17 protein-coding genes are annotated in these 23,929 nt (G+C 68.4%); 12 read left to right on the forward strand and 5 right to left on the reverse strand.

Annotated elements, in window-relative coordinates; translation table 11 throughout:
* Positions 1–104 precede the first annotated feature (104 nt).
* From QHF89_RS09855 to QHF89_RS09890, 8 genes are all read left to right on the forward strand, one after another.
* Entirely contained in the window at positions 105–926 is an 822-nt protein-coding gene (locus tag QHF89_RS09855; RefSeq protein ID WP_136965662.1) for a hypothetical protein, read from the forward strand.
* Positions 923–1,642, forward strand: a complete 720-nt coding sequence (locus QHF89_RS09860) for a hypothetical protein (protein WP_136965661.1) — start codon at positions 923–925, stop codon at positions 1,640–1,642. Before QHF89_RS09855 ends, QHF89_RS09860 begins: the two co-directional genes overlap by 4 nt.
* Before the next feature lie 429 nt (positions 1,643–2,071).
* The gene (locus QHF89_RS09865) at positions 2,072–3,649 is read left to right on the forward strand and encodes an HNH endonuclease (protein ID WP_284720309.1); all 1,578 of its coding nucleotides are present in this window, start codon (positions 2,072–2,074) and stop codon (positions 3,647–3,649) included.
* Positions 3,650–3,701: 52 nt separating this feature from the next.
* Positions 3,702–4,610 carry an SMI1/KNR4 family protein gene (locus QHF89_RS09870; protein WP_136965660.1) on the forward strand — a complete coding sequence of 303 codons (909 nt, stop codon included), beginning with the start codon at positions 3,702–3,704 and terminating at the stop codon, positions 4,608–4,610.
* Positions 4,611–4,612: 2 nt separating this feature from the next.
* The gene (locus QHF89_RS09875; protein ID WP_136965659.1) at positions 4,613–4,798 is read left to right on the forward strand and encodes a hypothetical protein; all 186 of its coding nucleotides are present in this window, start codon (positions 4,613–4,615) and stop codon (positions 4,796–4,798) included.
* 73 nt (positions 4,799–4,871) lie between these two features.
* On the forward strand, positions 4,872–8,792 hold the full coding sequence (locus QHF89_RS09880; protein WP_136965658.1) for a protein kinase domain-containing protein: 3,921 nt from the start codon (positions 4,872–4,874) through the stop codon (positions 8,790–8,792).
* A 162-nt stretch (positions 8,793–8,954) separates the two neighbouring features.
* A complete protein-coding gene (locus QHF89_RS09885; protein WP_284720310.1) occupies positions 8,955–10,559 on the forward strand; it encodes a vWA domain-containing protein in 1,605 nt (534 codons plus the stop codon).
* Between the two features lie 202 nt (positions 10,560–10,761).
* The gene (locus QHF89_RS09890) at positions 10,762–11,559 is read left to right on the forward strand and encodes an STAS domain-containing protein (RefSeq protein WP_136965657.1); all 798 of its coding nucleotides are present in this window, start codon (positions 10,762–10,764) and stop codon (positions 11,557–11,559) included.
* Positions 11,560–11,571: 12 nt separating this feature from the next.
* Here the strand turns inward: QHF89_RS09890 and QHF89_RS09895 are convergent, their stop codons facing one another.
* Together QHF89_RS09895 and QHF89_RS09900 are read right to left on the reverse strand one after the other, a co-directional pair.
* A complete protein-coding gene (locus QHF89_RS09895) occupies positions 11,572–13,617 on the reverse strand; it encodes an alkyl/aryl-sulfatase (protein ID WP_136965656.1) in 2,046 nt (681 codons plus the stop codon).
* A gap of 74 nt (positions 13,618–13,691) precedes the next feature.
* Positions 13,692–14,612, reverse strand: coding sequence for a DMT family transporter (locus tag QHF89_RS09900; RefSeq protein WP_284720311.1), 921 nt, complete (start codon positions 14,610–14,612; stop codon positions 13,692–13,694).
* A 76-nt stretch (positions 14,613–14,688) separates the two neighbouring features.
* Between QHF89_RS09900 and QHF89_RS09905 the strand changes: the two genes are divergently transcribed.
* From QHF89_RS09905 to QHF89_RS09920, 4 genes are all read left to right on the forward strand, one after another.
* Entirely contained in the window at positions 14,689–15,843 is a 1,155-nt protein-coding gene (locus QHF89_RS09905; RefSeq protein ID WP_136965655.1) for a trans-sulfuration enzyme family protein, read from the forward strand.
* Positions 15,844–15,889: 46 nt separating this feature from the next.
* The gene (locus QHF89_RS09910) at positions 15,890–16,930 is read left to right on the forward strand and encodes a phosphotransferase enzyme family protein (protein ID WP_284720312.1); all 1,041 of its coding nucleotides are present in this window, start codon (positions 15,890–15,892) and stop codon (positions 16,928–16,930) included.
* A gap of 255 nt (positions 16,931–17,185) precedes the next feature.
* Positions 17,186–19,090 (forward strand): DUF4215 domain-containing protein, encoded by a 1,905-nt coding sequence (locus tag QHF89_RS09915; protein ID WP_136965654.1) that lies wholly within the window; start codon positions 17,186–17,188, stop codon positions 19,088–19,090.
* 169 nt (positions 19,091–19,259) lie between these two features.
* Positions 19,260–20,339 (forward strand): monooxygenase, encoded by a 1,080-nt coding sequence (locus QHF89_RS09920; RefSeq protein ID WP_136965653.1) that lies wholly within the window; start codon positions 19,260–19,262, stop codon positions 20,337–20,339.
* Positions 20,340–20,385: 46 nt separating this feature from the next.
* On the opposite strand, the gene QHF89_RS09925 is transcribed toward QHF89_RS09920, so the two are convergent.
* The 3 genes from QHF89_RS09925 to QHF89_RS09935 all read right to left on the reverse strand — a co-directional run bounded on the left by QHF89_RS09925 (position 20,386) and on the right by QHF89_RS09935 (position 23,593).
* Positions 20,386–22,284 (reverse strand): M2 family metallopeptidase, encoded by a 1,899-nt coding sequence (locus QHF89_RS09925; protein WP_136965652.1) that lies wholly within the window; start codon positions 22,282–22,284, stop codon positions 20,386–20,388.
* Positions 22,285–22,323: 39 nt separating this feature from the next.
* Positions 22,324–23,013, reverse strand: coding sequence for an HAD family hydrolase (locus tag QHF89_RS09930; protein ID WP_284720313.1), 690 nt, complete (start codon positions 23,011–23,013; stop codon positions 22,324–22,326).
* A gap of 73 nt (positions 23,014–23,086) precedes the next feature.
* The gene (locus QHF89_RS09935; RefSeq protein WP_136931543.1) at positions 23,087–23,593 is read right to left on the reverse strand and encodes a VOC family protein; all 507 of its coding nucleotides are present in this window, start codon (positions 23,591–23,593) and stop codon (positions 23,087–23,089) included.
* Between the last annotated feature and the right edge of the window lie 336 nt (positions 23,594–23,929).

Raw genomic sequence — 23,929 nt, forward strand, 5'->3', positions numbered from 1 at the left:
GTGGCGAGGCGATCTACATCACGCGGGTGGATTCGTCCGCGTGGGCGGCGCTGCCGGAACGTCTTTGGTTGGGGCCGTGCTCCGCCCACGCTATCATGCGGCCGATGCTCTCCTTCGAGCCCAAGCGAAGAACGCGGGTGCTCTTTGGCCTCGCGTTCCTGCCGCTCCTCGCCGGCGCCTTGTTTTTTCTGTGGGCGTCTCTGCGGTTCGCGACGCTCGGCGCGCGGCTCGCGGCGCACGAGGAGCGGAGGACGGACGACGGGCCGGTGGCGCTCCGCGGCGAGCTCGCCTTGCTCAAGTCGTCGTCGACGTCGCCGCTCGGCGCGCCCGCCGCCGGGTGGGTCGGGGCCGTCGGGCGCACGTCCTGGCAGGGCGGCCCCTTCGAGGTTTTGTGCGCGGTGGGCCATTTCGACGACGTGGCGGTGCGGAGGAACGACGGGTTCGCGTTCCGGCTCTCGTTGGCCCGGACGAAGGAGCAGGCGCGGATCGACGAGGAGGAGAGCGCGAAATGGCTCTTCGGCGCCGATCCGCGGGTGGGGATCGCGCTCGGCGGGTTTTCCGCGTCGGCCGACGGGCCGGGCCGGGGGATGAAGGAGGCGACGGGGACCGCGATTCCGTCCGTGATCCGGGAGGCGTGCGGCAAGGAGCTTTTCGCGCTGGGCGATGCGGCCGTGTATCGGGAGCGTGTCCTCGCGGAGGGGATGCCGGTGACGGTGCTCGGTTGCAAGCAAACGAATGATGTGGTGCCCTGCCGGGACGGCCTGGACTTCGTGACGATCCATCCGCTCGATCGCGCCAAGGAGCGCATCGGGAGCGGGGGGAATCCGCTTCTTTTCGTCGGCGGGCTTTTTTCGCTCGTCGTGCTCTCGGCGGCCGGTTTTGGGGTGCTCTCGCTCGCGAGCCGCACGCGGAGGAGCTTCCGATGATCGTCACGTTGCTCGGCGCGGGATTGGTGGTCGCGGGGGGCGCGCTCGTGTTTCGCGCCCGCGAGGGGGCGGCGCTGGTGCTCGAGGTGTGGCGGCGGCCGACGAAGCGGATCGCGGAGATCGAGCCCGGCGTGGTCGAGCTGGCGGGGCGGATTTCGGCGGCGGAGGAGCCGATCGACGGCCTCTCGCAGAAGGGCTGCGTCGCCGTGCGGACCCACATTCGAGGGTTTTCCGGGGAAGGGAAGCGCCGCGAGCGGCTCGGGGAGCGCTCGGTGCTGCGCGCGTCGCGGGCGGCGCTCCGCGACGAGAGCGGCACGTGTGTGGTCGATCTCGGGGACGCGGAGGTGGTCGGGGACGAATGGGTGTCGCACGCCGTGCGCGTGGAGGAGGTCGCGTCCTCGTGGCCGCCGTGGGCGCGGGATCTCGTGCCGCCCGGCGCGACGCACGTGGAGGTGGAGGAGGCGGTGGTGCCGGAGGGCGCCGACGTGATGATCACGGCGGTGACGCGCAAGCAAGAGCGCGTGGAGGGGTTTTACAGGGACGCACGGGCGCGCTGGGAGCTTGGCGGGTCCGAGGAGATGCGGGGCCTCGTGACGGTGGGAGGGCAAGTGCAGCTCTTCCGGCGGACGGGCGGGGCCGTGGCGTTTGCGGTGGTGTGCGGGGTGTTCCTCGTCGTGCAGGGGATTGCGACGATCCTCGCGGGGATCGAGCTTTGAGGCGTTCGAGGGCGTCGTAGCGCACCGGATCTCGCGTGCGCGTGTTGCAAACGCGGATCGCAGCGCGTCGGATACCGCGTGCACGCGTTGCAAACGGGTCTTCGACCGTGCATGGAGCCGCTTGCACGCGTTGCAAACGGGTCTTCGACTGTCATGAAGCCGTTTGCACGCGTTGCAAACGGGTCTTTGACCCTACATGGAGCCGCTTGCACGCGTTGCAGACGGGTCTTCGACTGTGCATGGAGCCGTCTGCACGCGTTGCAGACGGGTCTCCGACGTAGGTCGTGCCGTTTGCACGCGTTGCAGACACCTTTGGGAGCGCGCCGAGCGCCGTTTTCACGGGGAGGGGAGGTCGACGGGGGCGTCGGTCGTGGAGCGTACGTCGGCAGCCTTGTGGGCTTGCACGCCATCTTCTAGCGTGGCGTCGCCATGGCTTCGCGCCGCGCGTTCGTTTCGTCGTTGCATCTGCGTCTGTGGATGCTCGGGGCCCTGCGGTTCTTTCGGCGCGGGCTGCTGGGGCTCGTCGCTCTTGGCGTTTCGGCATGGCTCCTCGGGTGCGGCGCGGCGACGCGCGTGCCGACGGAGGCGTGGGCGCAGGAGCTGCACGGCAAGAGCGTGTTTCGCGTCTGCCGGCGGCATCCCCGCGTCGGCGCGAATACGCGCTACTGGTACGAACTCGGGGACGGGGTGCATCGACCGGCATTCGAGCCGCTCGAAAAGCTCCTGGAAAACCCTTCGGTCAAGGCCGTCTTCATCCATGACCCTCACGCGTCGCCCGAGAGCCGGAGGCTCCTGGGGCTCGCGTACCAGGATCTGCCCTGCGACAAGCCGCCGCCGCCTCCACCGTCTCCGCCGCCTCCGGAGAAGATTGCGGCGAAAGAGTCGGAAGCCACGCCGTCCAAGCGTACGACGGTCCGAACCGAGACGCGGACGTCGGCGATAAGGCCCTGCGAGAGGCCGCGCAACAGGCCTCCGGATCAGCGTTTCGTCGGGCAAACGGCGCCCACGCCTGCGCCCGCGCCGGGGATGAGCGCGCCGTGTCCGCCGCCTCCGCCCGGGAGTACATACGAGGAACAGAAAGTCAACCTGGCGCGGAGGGACGCCGAGGAGGAGGCGAGGCGTACGGGGGAGCGGATCGGGCGCGAATGGGGGGCGACGCTTGGCAAGGCGGATGAACTGCCGAAGACCTTTGACCGCCCGTTTGTGGCGTTGGGGAAGGAGGGAGAATTCAAGAAGTTATTCCAGCAGGCCCCCCCCGAACGCGCCGAGCAGATTCAGGCCGATCTGGCCAGACAACTGAATGCAATCCCCGACCTGCCGACGTACGAAGACGAGCGGCTCGCCAGGATCGCGTGGGAGGCTTTCCTCAAGGGGTATGGCAGAGGCTGGGCGGACGCCGAGCTGAAGGCCGCGATTCTGAACGCCCTGGCGGACACGGCATTGACGCTCGCCACCATGGGAGCGGCGGGCCTGGAGACCGCGGGGGCGAGGGCGCTGCGGGCGGCTCAGCAGAGGCTCCGGAGCATGCCGGTGTTCCTGCCGAGCGCGGCGGGCGGACCGGGCGGGTTTCTGCGGCGGCCGAAGCTGCCGGGGCCGCCGGCCGCGAGCCCGCCGAAGGCAGCGGCGCCGCCCAGTGGGACGACGGTCACGACGACGACGAAGCCGGTCACGGGGCCGAACGGGGCGGCGGGGCAGGCGGGGGCGGCGAGACCCCGGAACGCGCACCTCGCGGGCAAGAAACACCCCGAGACCGGCGTGCCCTTCGATCCCGAGGGGTATCCAGACTTCAAGGCTGCCGGCGTCGTAAAGAAGGAGGTAAAGATTAACCAGACGGGGAACAGGCGTGCCGATGACAGGCTCGCCAACAAGGAGGCGGGATTGACGGAAACGCCGGAAGGCTATACGTGGCACCATCACCAGGACGGGAAGACGATGCAGCTCGTGCCCAAGGACATCCACGGGGCCACGGGCCATACCGGTGGGGTCGCAACGCAAGGGAGACAATGACATGGGAACCAAAGACCGTGGAGACCCCTGAGCGAGCAGTCCGGTCCCGCATGTGTTCAGTAATTCCCGCAGGGATAGTGAGGAGCGATCAATGACTACACCGTCCATCGATATACCGAAGCACCTCTTCGAGGTTCCCGTCTATCTGCCCTCTCTTCAGCCGAAGCTCACGCCGCGCGCGATCCAGAAAGCCGAGGCCCAGCTCGGCGTGAAGCTTCCGGCCGCCTACCTCGCGGCGCTCCGCGTACAGAACGGGGGCTACTTGCGCCTGTCGGACCACCCTTCATACCTTGCGCCTGTCGACTGTCTCGCCGGCATTGGCCCGCGCTTCCCGTCGATTCTCAGACACGACTGGGGCGATCTGAAGGCGTACATGAGCGAGAACAAGATCAAGAAGCCGCGCCGCATCGACGACCTCATTCCGTTCTGCGGAGACGGGCACTATCATTTTTGCTTCGACTACCGAAAGCGTGGGCGTGAGAGCGAGCCATGCATCACGTACATCGACGTGGAGTGCTTCGATGTCGACAAGGTCCTCGCCCCCGATTTCCTTACGTTCCTGCACCAGCTACGGGCCGAGCAGGAGCCTGCTTGTGGGATCAGCACGTCCCAGCCGATCGAAGCCGTGGCGGCGGCGTTGGCGGATGCGAGCGGATGCCCACTCGAAGATCAGGGCGATTGGGGGCATGGCTATCGCACATTCCATTTCGACCTGCCGGTGGCTGATGACAAGCAGGGGGCGTGGCTCACCCCGAACCGCGTCAGACGAGGCTTCGTGCGGCAAGACGATCCGGAATACGCCACGCTCGCCGCGCGGATGCCCGGGTTTGCGCTTCGCTATCCTGAGCACGCCGACTGCGACTATTTCCTTTCGACGAAGGTCGACACGGAGGCTTGGCGAAGTCTCACGCGTGCGCTCTCGTCGCTGCCCTACGAATCACGAGCCATCGTACTCGAATGACCATGCTTTGCCCCAGGGCAAGCGGCGCGCTCGTCGGACTTTGGGTCACGGGCCTGGTCCGAATCGGGGCACATTGGCTCACCACGAAGAAGCACGGCCTCGCCCTGAAGCTCTTCGTCGCGTACGCCTCGCTCGTGATACCCAATGCTGTTCTACGAGCTGTCCTTTCGCTCGTGGACCCGGCTTGAGTCGGCTCCCGGCCCTGGCCGCTCGAAAATCTGGCCTTTTCCCGCGCTTCGCGCTACCCGTCGGGCTCCCAGCATGAAACCCGGGGACGTCGTCGCGGATCGGTTCGAGCTCGAAAAAGTGGCGGGCTCGGGCGGCATGGGGAAGGTGTTTCGCGCGAAGGACCGCAAGACGGGCGGGATCGTCGCGCTGAAGGTGCTGTGGGCCCACGCCCACCAGGACACCGAGACACGCTTCGTGCGAGAGGCGGAGCTGCTCGAAGGGCTCGATCATCCAGGGATCGTGCGGCACATGGCGCACGGGCTCGGCGCCGAGGGAGAGCCGTGGCTCGCGCTCGAGTGGCTGGAAGGCGAGACGCTCGGCGAGAGGCTGCGGCGCACAGGGCTCGACGCCGCCGAGAGCGTGGGCGTGGCGCGGCGCGTGGCCGAGGCGCTCGGGGTCGCGCATGCGGCGGGGATCGTGCATCGGGATCTGAAGCCGGCGAACATTTTTCTCGTGGGGCAGAGCGCCACGGACGTGCGTCTGCTCGATTTCGGGATCGCGCGGGTCGAGGGGGGCGAGGCGCTGACGCACACGGGGTACGTGCTCGGGACCCCCGCGTACATGGCGCCGGAGCAGGCGCGGGGATCAAAGCGGATCGACGCGCGGGCGGACGTGTTCGCGCTCGGCTGCGTGCTCTTTCATTGCCTGACGGGGCGGCCGCCGTTCGCGGCGGAGGAGATGCACGCGGCGCTGCTCAAGGTGGTGCTGGAGGAGGCGCCGCGGGTCTCGTCGTTGCGGACGGGGGTGCCAGAGGCGCTCGACGCGCTCGTCGCGCGGATGCTGGCGAAGGCGCCGAAGGATCGGCCGAAGGACGGGATCGCTGCGGCGGCGGAGATCGCGGCGCTCGGGATCATCGAGGACACGGACGCGATCGAGGCGAGCCTGCGGCCGAGCGGGCTGACGGGCAAGGAGCGGCGTGTGGTCTCGCTCGTGCTCACGAAATTGCCCGCGGGCGAGCGGGCGCCGCGGGCAGGGGAGAGCGAGGTCTTCGCGCCGACGCTCGAGCTCGCAGGGGCCGAGACGGCCATCGAGGCGGGCGGGCGGGCGCGGTCGCTGGAGGCGATTGTCGAGCGGTATGGCGGGCGGCTCGACGCGCTTTCGGATGGAACGCTCGTGGTGAGCCTTTTGTCGACGGGCGCGGCGACGGATCAAGCGGCGCGGGCCGCGCGGTCGGCGCTGGATTTGCGGGCGGCATTGCCGGAGGCGCCGATGGCGCTCGTGGCGGGCGCGGAGGTGTCGTCCGAGGGGCTGCCGATGGGCGCGGTGATCGAGCGCGGCGTGCGGCTGCTCGGGAAAAAGGCGGCCGCGGGGAAGGCGCCGCCGATCCGGCTCGACGACGTGATGGCGGGGCTGCTCGACGTGCGGTTCGACGTCGACGGCGACGAGGGGGGGCTCTATCTGCGCGGCGAGCGTGACGTGGCGGAGGCGGCGCGCACGTTGCTCGGGCGGCCCACGCATTGCGTCGGGCGCGAGAGCGAGATGGCGATCCTGATGGCGCTCGTCGACGAATGCTTCGACGAGCCGCTCTCGCGCGCGGCGGTGATCCTCGCGGCGCCGGGCATGGGCAAGAGCCGGCTCCGGCACGAGCTTTTGCGAAAAGTCCGCGAGCAACGTGATTCGATTGGCGTATGGGTCGGGCAGGGCGATCCGATGAGCCAGAATTCGCCCTTTGCGCTGGTCGGACAGATGCTGCGCGGGCAAGCGGGGTTGTCCGGGGGGATGCCGCTCGACGTGCAGCGGCAGCGGCTGCGCGCGCGGCTCGGGCGGCACCTCGCGGGCAAGGCGCTCGAACGCGCGATGATGTTCCTCGGCCCGCTCGCGGGCGTGGCGCCGGCGGACGAGGAGAGCATCGAGCTGCGCGCGGCGCGGCGGGATCCTTTGCTCATGGGGGATCAGATCCGGGCCGCGTGGGAGGATTTGCTGCGCGTCGAGACGGACGAGCGGCCGGCGATGTTGATCCTCGAGGATCTGCATTGGGGCGATCGGCCCACGGTCAAGCTCGTCGACGAGATGCTGCGCGCGTTGCCCGAGCGGCCGATTTTCGTGCTGGCGCTGTCGCGGCCGGATTTGCCGGAGATCTTTCCGCGGCTCTGGGAAGGGCGCCCCTTGCAGGAGATCCGGCTGAAGGAGCTTTCGAAGAAAGCGGCCGAGCGGCTCGTGCGGGAGGTGCTCGGGGACCGGATTCCGGATGTGATGGTGGCGCGGCTCGTGGAGCGGGCCGGGGGCAATGCGTTTTATCTGGAGGAGCTGATCCGCGCGGCAGAGAGCGGGCGGGCCGCGGAGCTGCCGGAGACGGTGCTGGCGATGGTCGAGGCGCGGCTCATCGCGCTTGCCCCCGAGGCGCGGCGGCTGCTCCGGGCCGGGAGCGTGTTCGGGCAGGTGTTCTGGCGCGGCGGGGCCGCGGCGTTGCTCGGCGAGGGGCTCCGCGAGGACGCGCTCGCGCCGATGCTCGCGGATCTCTGCGCGCGTGAGCTCGTGGTGAAGCGGGCGCAGAGCCGTTTTCCCGCGCAGGAGGAGTACGCGTTCCGGCACGCGCTCGTGCGCGAGGCGGCGTATGCGGCGCTGACGGAGGCGGATCGGGCGCTCGGGCACGCGCTCGCGGGGGGCTGGCTGGAGGAGGCGGGGGAGCGGGACGTGGTTGTCCTGGCAGAACATTACGAGCGCGGGGGCGTGCCGGCGCGGGCGGCGACGTGGTACCGGCGGGCGGCGGAGCAGGCGCTCGAAGGGAACGATTTCCGGGCGGCGATCGAGCGGGCCGAGAAGGGGGCGCGGGGCGCGTCGGCCGAGGCGCGCGGGGAGCTCGCGTGGATCCAGGCGGAGGCGTTTCGCTGGCTCGGGGAGGCGGCCGAGGCGTCGGCGCGCGCGGCGCGCGCGATGCAAGCGCTGCCGCGGGGCAGCGGGGCGTGGTACGGGGCGGCAGCGACGGCGGCGTCGATGCTGGTCCGGCTCGGGCAAAAGGACGCGCTGGAGGATCTCGCGAAGGCGGTGCGGGCGCCGGGCGCGGAGGCGATGGGTTCGTCGGCGCCGGCGGTGAGCGCGGTGGCGCACGTGGCGGCGTCATTGCTTCACGCGGGGGAACACGCGGGGGCCGAGGAGCTCATCGGGCAGCTCGGCATGGTGGCGTGGCCGATCGCGGAGCGGGATCAGGGGGTGGCGGCGCGGCTTTATGCATTGCATGCGTCGCGGGCGCTCTGCGCGGGGGATCCGGCGGCGTCGCTGCTCGCGACCGAGCGGAGCATTCCGGCGTTCCTCGCGACGGGCAACCGGCGGGACGCGTGCGTGGGGCGGGTGAACGCGGCGCACGCGCGGATTCAGCTCGGGCTTTTTGCCGAGGCGGAGCGGGATCTCGTGGAGCTCCTGGGCGAGGCGCGGCGGCTCGGGCTTTCCAACGTGGCGGCGCTCGCGAAGCAGAACCTAGGGCCGGCGCTGGCGGCGCGCGGGGCGCTCGAAGAGGCCGAGAAACACGTGCGCGAGGCGATCGCCGATTTCGCGAAACAATCGAACCGGCGGCAGGAGGGGCGGGCGCGGATTTACCTGTCCGCGCTGCTGCTCGCGCGGGGCGACCTGGAGGCGGCGGAGATCGAGGCCGAGGGCGCGGCCGAGGCGCTCGCGGCGATCGGGCCGCTCCGGGCGTTCGCGCTCGCGGCGTGGGCGCGCGCGCTCCTCGCGCAGGGCAACTGGCCGTCGGGCCTCGGCATTGCAGGGGCGGCGATGGGGCTTTTTGCGTCGCTCGGGGGCATGGAGGAGGGCGAGGCGCTGCTCCGGCTCGTGTATGCCGAGGCGCTGGTCGCGTCGGGGAGCGCGGCGAGCGGGAAGACCGCGATTTTCCAGGCGCGCACCCGGCTGCTCGCGCGGGCGAATCGAATGACGGACGGCGCCATGCGGGAGAGTTTTCTGGAGCGGGTGCCCGAGAATGCCCGCACCATGGAGCGCGGGCGCGAGCTTGGCGCCTGAACCGACGCGCGCCGTGACGCCGTAGGTCGGGGGCGCCGGCCTTGTGCCAGCGTGGGCCACGGGGGCGGCGAGAAATGAAGCGCGCTTCGACGCTGAAATCGTGCACCCGCGGCCTGGGCATGCGGCTTGCTCGGCTTTGTCACCTCGCTTCGGGAGGTCTTCATGAACCAACGGTCGATGCGCGCGCTCGTCTTCCTTCCTTTGTTGGTGGCTTCGCTCGGCGGGAGCATCGCTGCTTGTCTTGCCGTGGATGACAACTCGGTCAGCACGGGCGGGTTCGACGAGTCGTCGACCGGAGACGGGCCTGCGGGATCGGTGGGCGTGGGCGGCTCCGGGGGTGGATTCAATGGGGGCGGCGGTTCCAGTGGGGGGGGCGGCGCGGGCGAGTTCCCGGGGGAGCCCGCGCCGGATCCGGCCGCGCCGCCCGCGCAAGGCCCGGATGCGGGCACGGACGCCGCCGCCCCGGAGTTCACCTGTGAAGGGCTCGATTCGTCGAAGCCCGTCGTCCTTTATCTCTCGGCCGACGATTCCAATTCGATGGGCTCTCCCGTCCACGTGCGCGAGCTGCTCGGCCAAGGCATCGAGCCGATGGCCCAGGAGATCCGCACGTACGAGTTCCTCAATTATTATCGAATCCAGTACGCCGCGCCGCCCGCGGGCAAGCTCGCGCTCTTCCCGGAGCTCGCGAATACCGCGGTGGTGAACGAGTTCGATTTCCAGATCGCCGTGCGCTCGTACGATGCCGTCAAGCCGCGGCGCCCGATGACGGTGACGTTCGTGCTCGATACCTCGGGCTCGATGGGCGGCCCCGGCATCGAGCGCGAGCGGGCGGCGGTGAAGGCCATCGCCGCGAGCCTCCAGGAGGGCGATATCGTCAATGCCGTCACCTGGAACACGAGCAACAACGTGGTGATGGCCGGTCACGCGGTGACGGGGCCAAACGATCCGGAGGTCGTGTCCCTGGCGAACGAGCTCACGGCGAGCGGCGGGACGGACCTGCACAGCGGGCTCGTGAAAGGGTATGAGCTCGCCGAGCTGAATTATGGTCCGGGGCGGCTGAACCGCGTGGTGCTGATCAGCGACGGCGGGGCGAACGTGGGGCAGACGGACGCCGATTTCATCGGCCAGAAATCGAAGGACGCCGACAAGGAGGGCATTTACCTGGTCGGCGTGGGCACGGGGCCCGGCGGATCGTATGACGATCGGCTGATGGACGTCGTGACCGACAAGGGGCGCGGCGCATACGTCTATCTCGACAGCATCGGCGAGGCGTCGCGTATGTTCGTCGATCGGTTCGACGAGACGATGGAGATCGCGGCGCGCGGCGTGCAGGTCGAGCTGACGATGCCGTGGTACTTCCAGATGCACAAGTTCTACGGCGAGGAGTATTCGGAGAATCCCGAAGAGGTCGAGCCGCAACACCTCGCGCCGAGCGACGCGATGATCTTCAATCAGGTGCTGAAGGCCTGCGACCCGGCGCAGATCGTCGCGACCGATACCATCACCGTGCGGGCGCGCTGGAAGACGCCGCTCACGTACCTCGACCAGGAGACCGAGGTGACGACGACGGTGGGGGATCTGCTCGCGGCGCAGAAAGCGGGGCTGCCCAAGGCCAAGGCCATCGTCGCGTTCGCCGAGGCGCTGAAGTCGCCGACGGCGCAAAACCTCGCCGATGCGTATGCGCTGGCGAGCGCGGCGAACGTGAGCGGAAACGATCCCGAGCTGCTCGAGATCGTGAGCCTCATTCAGAAGCACCCGCAGTATTGATGCCCGCGTAGCGACCTTAGGGCTTCTCCCGACGGCATGGAGGCCCTTGCGTACGGCCTCCATCCATTCGCTCCTACACGCCCACGTCCATTTACTGCTTTGCCAGGTTTGCCACATCAGGGGCGTGGCGCTGGGTATATGTCCATGGTACCCCCTGAGACCATTACAATTCGATCGGCCTTTTCGGCCGGCGGAGGGTGGCATGGACGGTGGTGGAGTCGACCGCGGACCTGCTGCAGAGGCCGCCATTTTGCGCTCGCTGCTCGATAACCTGGACGTCGTCGTCTGGGCCGTCGACTCTGAGGGGTACATGAGGTTCCACGACGGGAGAGCCGCGCGGAGCGAGGGCGATCTGACGGGGAAAAACGTTCACGATCTTTATACCCCCGAGGTCAACGTGTGGCTGAACCGCGCGCTCCAGGGCGAGGCGCACCGCAAGATCACGGAGCCTACGCCGGGTCATTTTTGGGAGAGCTGGTATACGCCGGTCAAGGACGAGAACGGCGTGGTGACCGGCGTGATCGGGATGTCGATCGACGTCTCCGAGGCGCAAAAGGCGCAGCGCGAGCTTTCGCAGAAGCTCGAGGTGATCGAGCGGCAGCAGGACGTGATTCGGAACCTGGAGACGCCGGTGCTCGAGGTATGGGAGGGCGTGATCGCGCTGCCGCTCGTGGGGATCATCGATTCGAGCCGCGCCGCGCGGGTGATGAACGATCTGCTTTCGGCGGTCTCGCGCACGAACGCCCGCTTCGTGCTGCTCGATTTGACCGGCGTCGATGTCGTGGATACGGCGACGGCGAACTACCTCATCGGCATGGTGCGCGCGATCGGGCTCCTCGGCGCGTGCGGGGTCGTCACGGGCATCCGGCCGAACGTGGCGCAGACGATCGTGTCGATCGGTATGGATCTCTCGTCCTTGAAGACGCTCGGGACCCTGCGGCAAGGGCTGTCGTATTGCATCCGGCAAATGGCGACGCAGAAGAAGGAGCCGGCGTTCTGACGGGGATTGGGTTCAACAGCCCTTGGGCAGCTCCGCGAGGAAACGGCGGAGTCGGCTCATCCCTTCGTGCTCGACGAGGTCGGCCTCGGACGAGGCGGGGTCCTTCGGAGGTTTTCGGTCCTTGCCCTTCCATGCGGCTTCGATGTCCGGCCTCGGCGTGACGATGGGGAATGCGGGGTCGCCGTCGTCGAGCAGCAGCAAGAATTCGAGGAACTTGCCGACGTTCCCTTCGAGCCGGGCCTTCTGCGTCGTGACGGCGTCGCGGAACGAGAGCTGTCCGAGCAGGACCGCGTCGAACGTGCTGCGCGTCGTCGTCACCGTCACGTCCGCGCCGGCGCGCACGTGGGCCACGTAGCTCAGGGCCCCGTTCGATACCTCCAGCGCGTAATGCTGGCCGGTATCCGTGAAACTCCAGTTCATGAGGATGTGCTCACGCGCCTGTGGGCCCATCAGGCGCGCGCCGAGCGAATCGAAGATCATGTCGAGCGTCATCGCGGAGAACATGCTCGCGTCGGTGGACGGCGCGTCCGACGGGATCGTCACGCCGTCGCGTAGCTCCTGTGCGCCCATCAGGTAGAAGTTCCTCCATGGGCCGGCCTCGGCCTGGTAGCCGAGCTGTTCGAGGGTGTTCGCCAGGAGGTCTTTGGCTTTCGTGTTCGTCGGATCGTGGAAGACCACCTTGTCGAGGAGCTCGGCCGCCCAGCGGTATTCGCCTTTGTCGAACGCGGCGCCGGCCGCCTTGAGGACCTTGGAGGCGCCGCCCATGAGCTCCACGTATTTCGAGCTGCTTCGCTCGGGCGGGAGCGGATGGAGGCGCGCCGGGTTGCCGTCGAACCAGCCCATGTACCGGTCGTACACGGCCTTCACGTTGTGGTTGACCGTGCCGTAATAGCCGCGGTTGAACCATTCCCGGGCGATGCTTTGCGGCATCTCGAGGACCTCGGCGATCTCGATGCCCGTGTAGCCCTTGTTGAGCATTCGCAGCGTCTGGTCGTTCAGGTAACGATACATGTCGCGCTGCTTGGAGAGGAACGAGGCGATTCTTTCCTGACCCCAGCGCGGCCAGTGGTGTTGCGCGAAGAGCACGTCGGTCTTGTCCCCGAAGAGGTCGAGCGCTTCGTTGAGGTATTTCGACCATTCGAGCGCGTCCCGGACGCGCGCGCCGCGGAGCGTCTGGATGTTGTGCATCGTGTGTGTGGCGTTCTCCGCTGCGCAGAACACACGGTGATCCGGGAAGTAGAAGTCGAACTCGGCCGGCGCTTCGGCGCCCGGCGTCATATGGAACTCGATGCGGACCCCGTCGAGCTCGATCGTGTCGCCCGTCTGCGAGATGGTTTTCGTCGGCGCGATGATCGAGATCCGGCCGACGGACTGGCCCTTGGCGAGGCCCGAATCGATCTGGCCCCGGGGACCGGCCACGAGGTAAGGGCCGTACATGTATTGCGCGCGCCGGATCATCGCGACGCCCGCATACACGTTCTCGCTGACGGCGTGCTCGAGGAAGCCCGCGGGGGCGACGATTTCGATCCGTTTGGCGCGGACGTCCTCGGGATCGACGACGCCGCACACGCCGCCGAAATGGTCCACGTGGCTGTGCGTGTAAATGACGGCCTTGACCTTCACGTCGGGGCGCTTGCGGAGCTCACGGTAGAGGCGGAGCGCGTCGGCGGCGCATTCGCAGGAGATCAGCGGATCGATGAGGATGAGGCCCTCGGCGCCCTCGATGATGGTCATGTTCGACATGTCGAACGCGCGGACCTGGTAAAACCCCTCGGTGACCTTGAAGAGGCCATTCATCGTGTTGAGCCTGGCCTGGCGCCACAGGCTCGGGTTCACCGTGGGCGGGCAAGGGGCGTCGCGCGTTTGATCCACATAAGGCGCGAGGGTCCAGACGGTCTTGCCTTTCTCGTTCGTGATCTGGAGCGGAGGATCCCACGTCCCGATGTAACCGCGGCTCGCGTCCTCGAAATCCGCCGTGTCGTCGAAGGGGAGGGTGTTCAACACCGCCGCGTTTGCGTCGATCGTGTAGGGGGAGGCGTCTTGGGGTTTCGTGGACATCGCTTCCGGATCCTTTCGACCTGGTGATTCGCAAGGGGCATACCAGGCGGCGAAAGGGTTCTTCCGAGCGAGCGTTACGCTCCTTTGACGGCCCTCGGCTTTCGCAACGCGAGGAGCACACCCGCCGCGAGCATGGCGCCCGCGAGGACGATGCGCGGCGTGAGGCGTTCGCCGAGGAGGAGCACGCTGCCCGCCGTCGCGAGGACGGGGACGAGGAGCTGCACGACGGCCGCGCGAATGGCCGTAAGGCGCGGGAGCGCCGCATACCAGAGGCTATAACCGACCCCGGAGGTGAGGGCGCCCGATGCGATCGCGAGGAGGAGGCCCCGCGGCGTGGCGCGTGGGATTTCGAGGAAAAACGCGCTCGCCAGGGAAAGCACGAGGGTGAGCGGGACGGCGCGGACGAAATTGTCGGCGGTCGCGGCGAGGGGGTTTGGGGGCGCAGCTCGGCTTGTCCGAGCGGAGCCCCCAAGCGTTGAATGGTTTTGGGCGGAGCGGCCCCGCAGGGAATAGATGCCCCACGCGACGCCCGCCGTTGCCATAAGGAGGGCGCCCACGGGATCGGGCGCGGTGGCTCCCGGCGCGGCGAGGACGAGCAGGCCGCCGAGTGCGAGCGCGAGGCCGATCCAGCCGCTCGCGGAAGGGCGTTCGCCCCGGAAAAGGCCCGCGCCGAGCATGGTCGTCTGGACACACCCGAAGAGGACCAGCGCGCCGATGCCGGCGCCCATACGGACGTATGCGAGGGAAAAACCCGCCGCATAAGCAAAGAGCGCGAAAGCCGAGCGAAAGGTGCCCTCGTGAGGGCGAGCACCCTGGGCGAGGAGGAGGAGCACGAGCGTCGCCGCGCCCGACGCGAGGCGCACGGTGGTGAACGTGACGGGATCGATGCGCGCGGCGCCGTCGGCGAGGGCCGCGCGGCAAAGCAAGGAGTTCCCGGCGAAACCGAGGAGCGCGAGGCTTACGAGCAACGGGACGGGAATACGACCGGGCGGCATCGTGGGAGGAGCGTAAACGAAAAGAGGCCGGGCGTCCTCGGAGATTCAGGGTAGAGTGGGGGCGTCGAGGAGGCCCATGCGGCACGATTCCACAGGACGAACGTTCGCCCCGGAGAGCATTGCGGCGCAGGCGCTCGGATGGGTGGACGCGGAGACGCGGGCGATCGTATCGCCGATTCACCCATCGACGACCTTCCTGCGCGATCCGGACAATCAATACCGGTCAGGCAGGGTGTACGGTCGATCGGACAATCCCACGTTCGATCAGGCCGAGGCCCTCGTGACGTCCCTCGAAGGCGGGGCATCGAGCATGCTCTTTGCCTCGGGAATGGCGGCGGCGACCGCGGTCTTTTTGAGCCTTTCGCCCGGCGACCACGTCGTCGTACCGGAGGTGATGTACTGGTCTTTGCGGAGCTGGATATGTGGCCCGGGAGAGCGGTTCGGGTTCCGGGCGTCGGTCGTGGACATGACGAACCCGGAGAAGGTCGCGGCCGCGATCGAGCCGGACAAGACGCGGCTCGTGTGGGTGGAGACGCCCGCGAATCCGCTCTGGTGCGTGACGGACATCGCCGAGGTGTCGCGGATCGCGCACGCGGCGGGGGCGCTCGTCTGCGTGGACTCGACGTCGGCGACGCCGGTCCTGACGCGGCCGCTCGCGTGGGGCGCGGATTTCGTGATGCATTCGGCGACGAAATACCTGAATGGTCACTCCGACGTGCTCGCCGGGACCTTGACGGCGGCGCGGACGGGCGATTTCTGGGAGCGCGTGCGCGCCACGCGGTCGCAGGTCGGCAGCATCGCGGGGCCCTTCGAGGCCTGGCTGCTCGTACGAGGCATGCGGACCTTGTTTCTGCGGGTGCGGGCGGCGTCGAAGAGCGCGCTCGCGATCGCCGAGCACCTGGAGCAGCACCCGCGGGTGCTCTCCGTGATGTACCCGGGTCTGCCCTCGTTCCCCACGCACGTGGTGGCGGCGCGGCAGATGGATGGGGGGTTCGGCGGGATGCTGTCGGTGCGGATCCGGGGCGGCGAGGAGGCGGCGGTGCGGGTCGCATCACGCGTGTCGCTCTGGAAACGGGCGACGTCGCTCGGCGGCGTGGAGAGCCTCATCGAGCATCGATCGAGCGTGGAAGGGCCGGATTCTCCGGTGCCGAGGGATCTGCTCCGGCTCTCGGTGGGGATCGAGGCGGCCGCGGATCTCATCGCGGATCTCGATCAAGCGCTCGCGCTCTAGCGCGGTTCTTGTCGAAAAACGTCTCTCGGTGCATCCTCGCGCGCCGATGATGGAGACGATTCCCTCCTGGATCCTCGCCCGCTTTCGTGACCTCGATCAAAGGCCCCACGCGCCCCACGGCGGGGGCCTCATCAACCGCACGTTCCTCGTCGAGGGGCGCGCGGGGAAGGTCATCGTGCAGCGGCTGCACCCGGTGTTCGCGGGGGTGGTGAACGAGGACATCGACGCCGTGACGGCGCACCTCGCGGCCAAGGGCCTTTGGACGCCGCGGCCTCTGCGCACCGACGACGGCGCGTTATGGGTCGACGACGAGGAGGGGCGGGCCTGGCGCGCGCTCTCGTACGTGGAGGGGCAGAGCCATGACCGCGTGCCGGGCCCGAGCTTCGCGCGCGAGGCCGGCCGCATGGTGGCGCGGTTTCACGCGGCCGTCGCCGATCTCGTGCACGACTACCGGCACGTGCGGGCTGGGGTGCACGATACGAAGAAACACCTCGCCACGCTGGAGACGGCGCTCGACGCGCATGCGGAGCATCGGCTGTTCGGCGAGGTCGAGCCGCTCGCGCGGCGGCTGCTCGCCGAGGCCGCGCGGCTGCCGGATCTCGACCAGCTCCCGCTTCGGCACGTGCATGGAGATCTCAAAATATCGAACCTCTTGTTCCAGGGTGAACAAGCGGTGTGCCTCGTGGATCTGGACACCCTCGGCCGGATGATCTGGCCCTTCGAGATGGGCGACGCGCTCCGCTCGTGGTGCAATCCGGCGGGCGAGGACGTGGCGCACGTGGCGATCGACGCGGGCACGTTTGGCGCGGCGCTCGCGGGGTATGGCGAGGTCGCGCGGGGGGCGGGGCTCGTGTCGGCGGAGGAGGCGGGGGCGGTCGTGGACGGGCTCGCGACGATATGCCTGGAGCTCTCGGCGCGGTTTCTCGCAGACGCGCTGCGCGAGGCGTATTTCGGCTTCGACGCGCGGCGATTCCCGGCCCGGGGCGAGCATAACCTGGTGCGCGGCCGCGGACAGCTCGCGCTCTTCGACAGCGTACAGGCAAGACGCACGGAGCTCGAGCACGCCGCGCGCGCGGCGCTGGGCTGAGAGGGTGTTCCATAGGCTGCTGCGCGGCTCGATACGTCGGTCGGCCTCGCTCGACGTACAGTGTACGCCTCGCTCGGCCTCCCTAGTATCGAGCCGCTCGCGACGCCTATGGAACACCCTCTGAGGCCTCGGTCGGGTTCGTCCCGTGGTAAAAATTTCGCCCAGGCGAGCGACTCCGCTCTTGCCGCGGAGGCGGATTCATGATCGTTTCCTCCCCTCTATTTGACGAGCCATCGAGGGCGCGTGGAGGATACGATGATCAAGCGCGGGTTCTTCGGGGTGATGTGGTTCGGCGCGCTGCTCGGAGCGACGAGCAGCGCCTACGCCGTGCCCATCACGCAAAACACCGATCCCCACTCGACCGGTCTTGGGATCTCGACCGCGTGTGGCAACAGCTCCGGCACGTCCCAGGCCTCCTATTATCGAGCGTTCGATCTGTACGGCATGGGCATTCCCGCGAGCGGGATCCGCAGCGTGCAGTTTGGCGTCGACGCGCTGTACAACGGCCCGCTGGAGATCCTCGTCAAGTTCTACACGCTCACCTCGACGCTCGCGGTGGCGAATCTCGTCCCGATCGGCTCGCCCACCGCCGTGACGGTCCCGTCGCAGCAGGGGACGCTGGTGACCGTCCCCCTGAACCCGAACCTCTCGTTCGATACGCAGGATCAGATCGTCGTCGAGGTCTTCGTGCCGGATGGCCAAGCGACCGGCGCGTTCTTTTATTTCGGCTCGAACTCGGCCGGCCAATCGGCGCCGGGGTACGTCCGCGCGCCGGCCTGCGTCGGCATGGAGGACATCACGGAGCTCGGGTCGCTCGGCAATGGGAACATGCACATCGTCATGACGCTCGACGTCGGCACCTGCGGCGACAGCATCGCCGAGATCTCGGCCGGCGAGACGTGCGACGACGGCAATGCCGTGAGCGGCGACGGCTGCGACGTGAATTGCACGGTGACGGCCTGCGGCAACGGCGTCCTGACGAACGGCGAGACGTGCGACGACGGCAACACCGTGAGCGGCGACGGCTGCGATTCGAACTGCAAGCCGACGGGCTGCGGCAACGGCGTGGTGTCGGCGGGCGAGGCCTGCGACGACGGCAATACCGTGAGCGGCGACGGCTGCGATTCGAACTGCACGGTGACGGCCTGCGGCAACGGCGTGAAGGCCGGCGCCGAGGCGTGCGACGACGGCAATACCGTGAGCGACGACGGCTGCGACGCGAACTGCACGTTGACGGGCTGCGGCAACGGCATCGTGACGGGCGGCGAACTCTGCGACGACGGCAACACCGTGGGCGGGGACGGCTGTGACGGCAATTGCTTCAACCCGGCCTGCGGCAACGGGTTCGTCGGCGTCGGCGAGACGTGCGACGACGGCAACGACGTGAGCGGCGACGGCTGCGACGTGAACTGCACGGCGACGGGTTGCGGCAACGGCGTGCTCACGGCCGACGAGATCTGCGAGGACGGCAATACGGTCGACGGCGACGGGTGTGATTCGAATTGCACGCCGAGCTTCTGCGGCAACGGCATCGTGACGCTCGGCGAGGACTGCGACGACGGCAACACGACGGACGGCGACGGGTGTGATTCGAACTGCAAGCTGCCCGCCTGCGGCAATGCGATCCTCAACGAGGGCGAGGCCTGCGACGACGGCAACAAGAGCGACGGTGACGGCTGTGATGCGGACTGCTCGCTCACGGCGTGTGGCAACGGCATCGTGACGCTCGGCGAGGAATGCGACGACGGCAACGACGTGGACGGCGACGGCTGCGACAAGGCCTGCAAGTCGACGACGTGCGGCAACGGCACGAGGACCGAGGGCGAGGACTGCGACGACGGCAACGACGTGGACGGCGACGGCTGCGACACGAACTGCACGGCGACGGGCTGCGGCAATGACGTCGAGACCGAGGGCGAGGACTGCGACGACGGCAACACGACGGACGGCGACGGCTGTTCGGCGACATGCAAGTTCGAGTCGAATGGCGAGGGCGGCGGCGCGGCGGGCGCCGGCGGCGACGGCACGGCTGTCGAAGGCGGCTGCGACTGCGCCGTCGCGGGCGCGAGCGACACGAAGACCTCGGCGGGCCTTTTCGGCGCGCTCTTCGCGGCCCTGCTCGTGCCCTTCCGGCGTCGTCGCCGGGCGGCGCAGGGCTGAGCCTTACGGAGCGACGCCCTCACCCTCCGCGGGAGAGGGGCTTTTCATCTAAAATTGTGACCATTGCGGAAGTCGGTGCGTCCGCGCGAAAAAGCATGGACGCGGCCGTCGGCCCCGGGCTATCCTCGCTTTTGCGCGCGCTTCTTGCCGTGACGAAAGCGAGATTCTCATGAGAATGCTTCTTCCCCTCGTCGCAATTTCCTTGGCAATCGTCGGTTGCTCCAGCTCCGGGAACGTCGATCTCGGAGCGGGTGCCGCCGGGCCCGGCGGGGCAGGCGGGAGTGGAGGGAGCGGGGGCGGCGGCACCGGTGGGAGCGGCGGCAGCGGCGGCAGCGGCGGCAGCGGCGGCGGGACGACGTCGTATACCGTGACGTTCGACCCCGTGAAGGTGCCGCCGGGGACCGAGCACACGCAATGCGTGGTGAAGCGGCTCGGCAACGACGCGCTCGAGCGCATCCACGAGATTCGCAACGTGCTGCCGACGGGCTCGCATCACCTCATCGTGTACCGGACGAACGACACGGTGGAGCAGCTCGAGCCCTTTGATTGCCAGCCCTTCGCCGACACGCTGGACCCGTCGAAGGGCGCGCCGGTGATGATCACGCAAAAACACGAGGACACGCTGACCCTGCCGGACGGGGTGGCGTTCACGATGCAGCCGAACCAGATGGTGCGGCTCGAAATGCATTACCTCAATGCGTCGCTCTCCGAGATCGACGTGTCGGCGACGTCGACGTTCTACACGATGAAGGAAGCCGACTTCAAGGACGAGGCCGATTTCCTCTTCATCGGCAACCCCGACATCAACATCGCGCCGCATACAAAGGCGACGCTCGGGCCGACGTTCCTGCCGCTGCCCGCGGACCTCGTGGGCTCGAAGTTCTTCGGCATCACCGGGCACACGCACCAGTGGGGCAAGGACGTGACCGTGTCGTGGGCGCCGTCGAAGAACGGGGCGGATACGACGGTGTACGACGTCGATGGATGGCTCTGGAGCGAGCCGCCGACCGTGGTGCACAATCCGCCGTTCCAGGTCCCCGAGGGCGGGGGCTTCCGGTTCACGTGCTCCTGGGACAACCAGAGCAGCCAGCAGGTGGGCTTCGGGGAGTCGGCGAACGACGAGATGTGCTTCTTCTGGGCCTATTACTACCCGAGCAAGGGGTCGCGCGTCTGCGCGCACACGGACCAGGTCGGGGGCGGGCTCGACATCTGCTGCCCAGGCAATCAGCTCTGCGGGCTCCTTTTCTGAGCCCTCCCCGGGGGACGGGTCCGCGCCCGTCCCCCAGCCTTCCCCTTCACCAGCCGCAGGTCTCGCCCTTGCTCTCCTCGCGGATGAACTTCCGCAGGGGCTCGAAGTATTCGAGGATCGCGCTCGCGTCGCCCTGGGTCTCGCCCGAGATCGCTTTCATCGCCTCCGGCCAGGGCTTGCTCGCGCCCATGGCCAGCATCGCCTTCAGTTTGTCGCCCGCCGCCTTGTTGCCGTAAATCGAGCAGGTGTGGAGCGGGCCCGTGTGGCCAGCCGCCTTGCAGAGCGCGCGGTGGAACTGGAACTGATAGATGTGCGCCAGGAAATACCGCGTGTACGGCGTGCCGCCGGGGACGTGGAACTTCGCGCCGGGGTCGAAATCCTTTTCGCTGCGCGGGACCGGCGCCGAGACGCCCTGGGTTTTCTGGCGCAGGTTCCACCAGGCCTCGTTGTACTTGCCGGGCGGCGTCTTGCCCGCGAAGACGTCCCAGCGCCATTGATCGATGAGCTTGCCGAAGGGCAGGAACGCGATCTTCGCGAGCGCCTGCTTCATGAGGAAGTTCGTCTCGGCCTTCGGGTTCTGCGGGGCGTCCTTGAGCAGGCCGATCGTCTTCAAATACCCCGGCGTCACGCTGAGCGCGATCGTGTCGCCGATGCCCTCGTGGAAGCCGTCGTTGGCGCCCGATTGGAAGAGGACCGGCAACGTGTAGTAGTAGGCATAGTAGTAGTTGTGCCCGAGCTCGTGGTGGATGGTGATGAAATCCTCCTCCTTGGGCTCGATGCACATCTTGATGCGAATGTCGCCGCCGTAGGTGACGTCCCAGGCACTCGCGTGGCAGACGACGTCGCGGTCGCGCGGGCGGACGAACATGGAGCGCTCCCAGAACGTCTTCGGCAAGCTATCGAGGCCGAGCGAGGTGAAGAACCGCTCGCCCATCTTGACCATTTCGACGGCGTCGACCTTCTTGTCGACGAGCGCCTTCGTGACGTCGAGCGACGCCTCCTTCGGGTAGGGCGTGACGAGGTCGTAGAGGTTCGACCAGTCCTGCGCCCACATGTTGCCGAGCAGGTGCGCCGGGATCGGGGCCTTGTCGCCGATCTTGTCCTTGCCATAGACCTTGCGGAGCTTCGAGCGGACGAGGCAATGCAGCTCGTCGTAGAGGGGTTTGACCTGGTTCCAGAGGCGCTCGGTGTCGGCCTCGAACGCCTCGGGCGTCATGTCGTACCCGGAGCGCCAGAGCGCGCCCACGTCCGAGAAGCCAATCGAGCGCGCGCCCTCGTTGCCGAGCTCGACGTACCGCGTGTACCGCTCGCGGAGCGGAGGCGCGATCGAATGCCAGCCCGTCCACGCGTCGAGCAGCTCGTCGTACTTGCGGCTCTTCCCCATGATGTTGGAGAGCTCGTCGAGGTTCAGGCATTTGCCGCCGAGGCGCGCGGGGCAGTACTTGCCCTTGCCGTAATCGGCCTCCATGGAGACGGCGATCTGCGCGAGCTCGGCGCGCTTCTTCGCGTCCGCAGGGGCCGGCAGGGTCGTCGAGAGCTTGATCAGCTTGAGCTGGCGCGCCACGGGCTCGGGCAACGTCAGGCCGTCGAAGCGCGTCGCGCCCGTGATCGCCGTGCCGAGGTATTCCATGTTGGCTTCCTCGGCCGCCGCCGAGATCGCCGTCGTATCGTCCGTGATGTACGTCTTGTTGACCCAGGCCGCGCGCGCCGAGGCGGTCCAGAGCTTCTTGAGGTCGTCGTTGACCCGGACCGTGAAGCCCTGCGCCTCCTCGGCCGTCGGCGGTTTTTCGCCTGCGGCCGCCTGGGTTTGCCCGGGCGTGGTCGTGGCCACCGCCGACGCCGTGGTCGGCGTGGGCGGCGGCGGCGCAGAGCTACACGCGAAGACGGCGGCAGCGAGCGTGAGCGGGGCGGCGAGGGCGATCGAGGCGTAGGGGCGTTGTTTCATGAACCGGGCTCCTAGGTTCTGCCCGGTATAGTCCGGAAACTAGGCGTCCGGGAAGAGCATTGCGAAGGCGCCGGGCGAAAGAAGATTGTCGCAGACAAACGTGGCGCCAGCCTCGCGCAGTGCTTCCGGGACGAACCTGCCCGTCGCGACCGCGAGCGACTCGGCGCCGATGGCGCGGGCCGCCGCGATGTCCTTGGGCGTGTCGCCGATGATGACGACGCGGCAATCGTCCCGGTCCTTGCCGAGCCGCTCGGCGCCGCGCCGGGCGCCCGCGTCGAGCAAGGCCGCGCGGTCCTCGTGGTCGCAGCCGAAGCCGCCGAAGGAGAACCTTTCGAAGAGGCTCGCGCGATCGAGCTTGATCCGGGCGCCGTCCCGCACATTGCCGGTGCCGAGGCCGAGCGCGATGTGGGGACGATCGGCGGCGTGATCGAGGACGTGGTTGATGCCGGGGTGGGTGATGTACCCGGTGGAGGCGGCGACCTCGGCGACGAGGGCCTCGAGGTAGGCGGCGAGGACACGATCGATCGCCGTGTCGTCGACGCTCGCGCCGACGGCGTCGAGGCCGCGACGGACGATGGCGCGGTCGGTCATGCCGTCGAAGGAGAAGTGCGCGCACGCGTCGGCCCGGCCGGCGATGCGCTCGAAGGCGCGGTCCATGGAGCGACGGCCCGCGCCGCCCGTGTCGATGAGCGTGCCGTCGATGTCGAAGAGGAGGACGGTGGGGTGCACGGGCGGAGTATGGCAGAGCCGACGGATCGTGCTCCCCGCGGCGTGCGGCCGGTCGATCGGAGAGGCGCGCGTCTCAGGCGCGGCCGGCGCGCCGCGCGAGCTCGTGCAGGTCGGGGGCGCCGATCGGGAGCTCGCCCGTGAAGCCCCTGCAGGTGAGCTCGAGGTGATTGCCGAAGGGGTCGTAGAAATAAAGGGACGCATGTCCGGGCGGGCCGAGCCTTCGTGGCCCCTCGGTGGCCACGCCGTTCGCTTCGAGGGCGTTCTTCATCGGGACGATGTCCTCGGGCGCGACGGCGAACGCGAGGTGGGGGTGGTCCTGCGTGGGGGAGGGCCATCCGTGGCCTTGCGGGAAGAGGTCGATACGCGCCGTGCCGAGCTCGACCGTGATGTGCGTGCTGCGCGCGACGTCGTCGCTGCGGCCGAGCGAGGCGAGGAGCTCGGGCGTGACGCGCATGAGGACCTTCGCGCCGAGGAGGCCGACGTAAAAACGCTCGGCGACGGCGAGATCCCCGACGGGCAACGTGAGGTGATCGATTCCGTGGATGCGGCCCGCGAAGGGGCTCTCTTCTACATCGCTCATGATGAGGACCTCCCCGAAGCCCTTCGTGAAGCAAGGGGAGGGCCAGGTCCCCTCGGTTTCGTGGGGTCCCGAGGCTGGGCCCTCGTGGACATACGCCGTGGGAAGGCAAGGGCATCCCCCCGAGGAGCTGTCGACAGGGCATGGACGGGAAGGCCTTGCTCCCCGTGCCTGCTCGATCGGACGTCGGGGGCAAGGCGACTCCGTCGATGCGCAGTCGACAGGGCATGGGGGTGAAGGCGACGCCCTCGACGTGCTGTCGACGGGGCATGGGGGAGGAAGGCGACCACCTCGACGTGCTGTCGACAGGGCGTGGGGGTGAAGGCGACCATCTCGAAG

Origin of the sequence: Polyangium sorediatum (genome assembly GCF_029946465.1) — a bacterium.
In the GTDB taxonomy this organism is placed as follows: domain Bacteria; phylum Myxococcota_A; class Polyangia; order Polyangiales; family Polyangiaceae; genus Polyangium; species Polyangium fumosum.

Coding starts and splice junctions, on each gene's coding strand:
- QHF89_RS09855 (WP_136965662.1), top strand. CDS start 105: ATGCTCTCCTTCGAGCCCAAGCGAAGAACGCGGGTGCTCTTTGGCCTC.
- QHF89_RS09860 (WP_136965661.1), top strand. CDS start 923: ATGATCGTCACGTTGCTCGGCGCGGGATTGGTGGTCGCGGGGGGCGCG.
- QHF89_RS09865 (WP_284720309.1), top strand. CDS start 2,072: ATGGCTTCGCGCCGCGCGTTCGTTTCGTCGTTGCATCTGCGTCTGTGG.
- QHF89_RS09875 (WP_136965659.1), top strand. CDS start 4,613: ATGCTTTGCCCCAGGGCAAGCGGCGCGCTCGTCGGACTTTGGGTCACG.
- QHF89_RS09880 (WP_136965658.1), top strand. CDS start 4,872: ATGAAACCCGGGGACGTCGTCGCGGATCGGTTCGAGCTCGAAAAAGTG.
- QHF89_RS09885 (WP_284720310.1), top strand. CDS start 8,955: ATGAACCAACGGTCGATGCGCGCGCTCGTCTTCCTTCCTTTGTTGGTG.
- QHF89_RS09890 (WP_136965657.1), top strand. CDS start 10,762: ATGGACGGTGGTGGAGTCGACCGCGGACCTGCTGCAGAGGCCGCCATT.
- QHF89_RS09895 (WP_136965656.1), bottom strand. CDS start 13,617: ATGTCCACGAAACCCCAAGACGCCTCCCCCTACACGATCGACGCAAAC.
- QHF89_RS09900 (WP_284720311.1), bottom strand. CDS start 14,612: ATGCCGCCCGGTCGTATTCCCGTCCCGTTGCTCGTAAGCCTCGCGCTC.
- QHF89_RS09905 (WP_136965655.1), top strand. CDS start 14,689: ATGCGGCACGATTCCACAGGACGAACGTTCGCCCCGGAGAGCATTGCG.
- QHF89_RS09910 (WP_284720312.1), top strand. CDS start 15,890: ATGATGGAGACGATTCCCTCCTGGATCCTCGCCCGCTTTCGTGACCTC.
- QHF89_RS09915 (WP_136965654.1), top strand. CDS start 17,186: ATGATCAAGCGCGGGTTCTTCGGGGTGATGTGGTTCGGCGCGCTGCTC.
- QHF89_RS09920 (WP_136965653.1), top strand. CDS start 19,260: ATGAGAATGCTTCTTCCCCTCGTCGCAATTTCCTTGGCAATCGTCGGT.
- QHF89_RS09925 (WP_136965652.1), bottom strand. CDS start 22,284: ATGAAACAACGCCCCTACGCCTCGATCGCCCTCGCCGCCCCGCTCACG.
- QHF89_RS09935 (WP_136931543.1), bottom strand. CDS start 23,593: ATGAGCGATGTAGAAGAGAGCCCCTTCGCGGGCCGCATCCACGGAATC.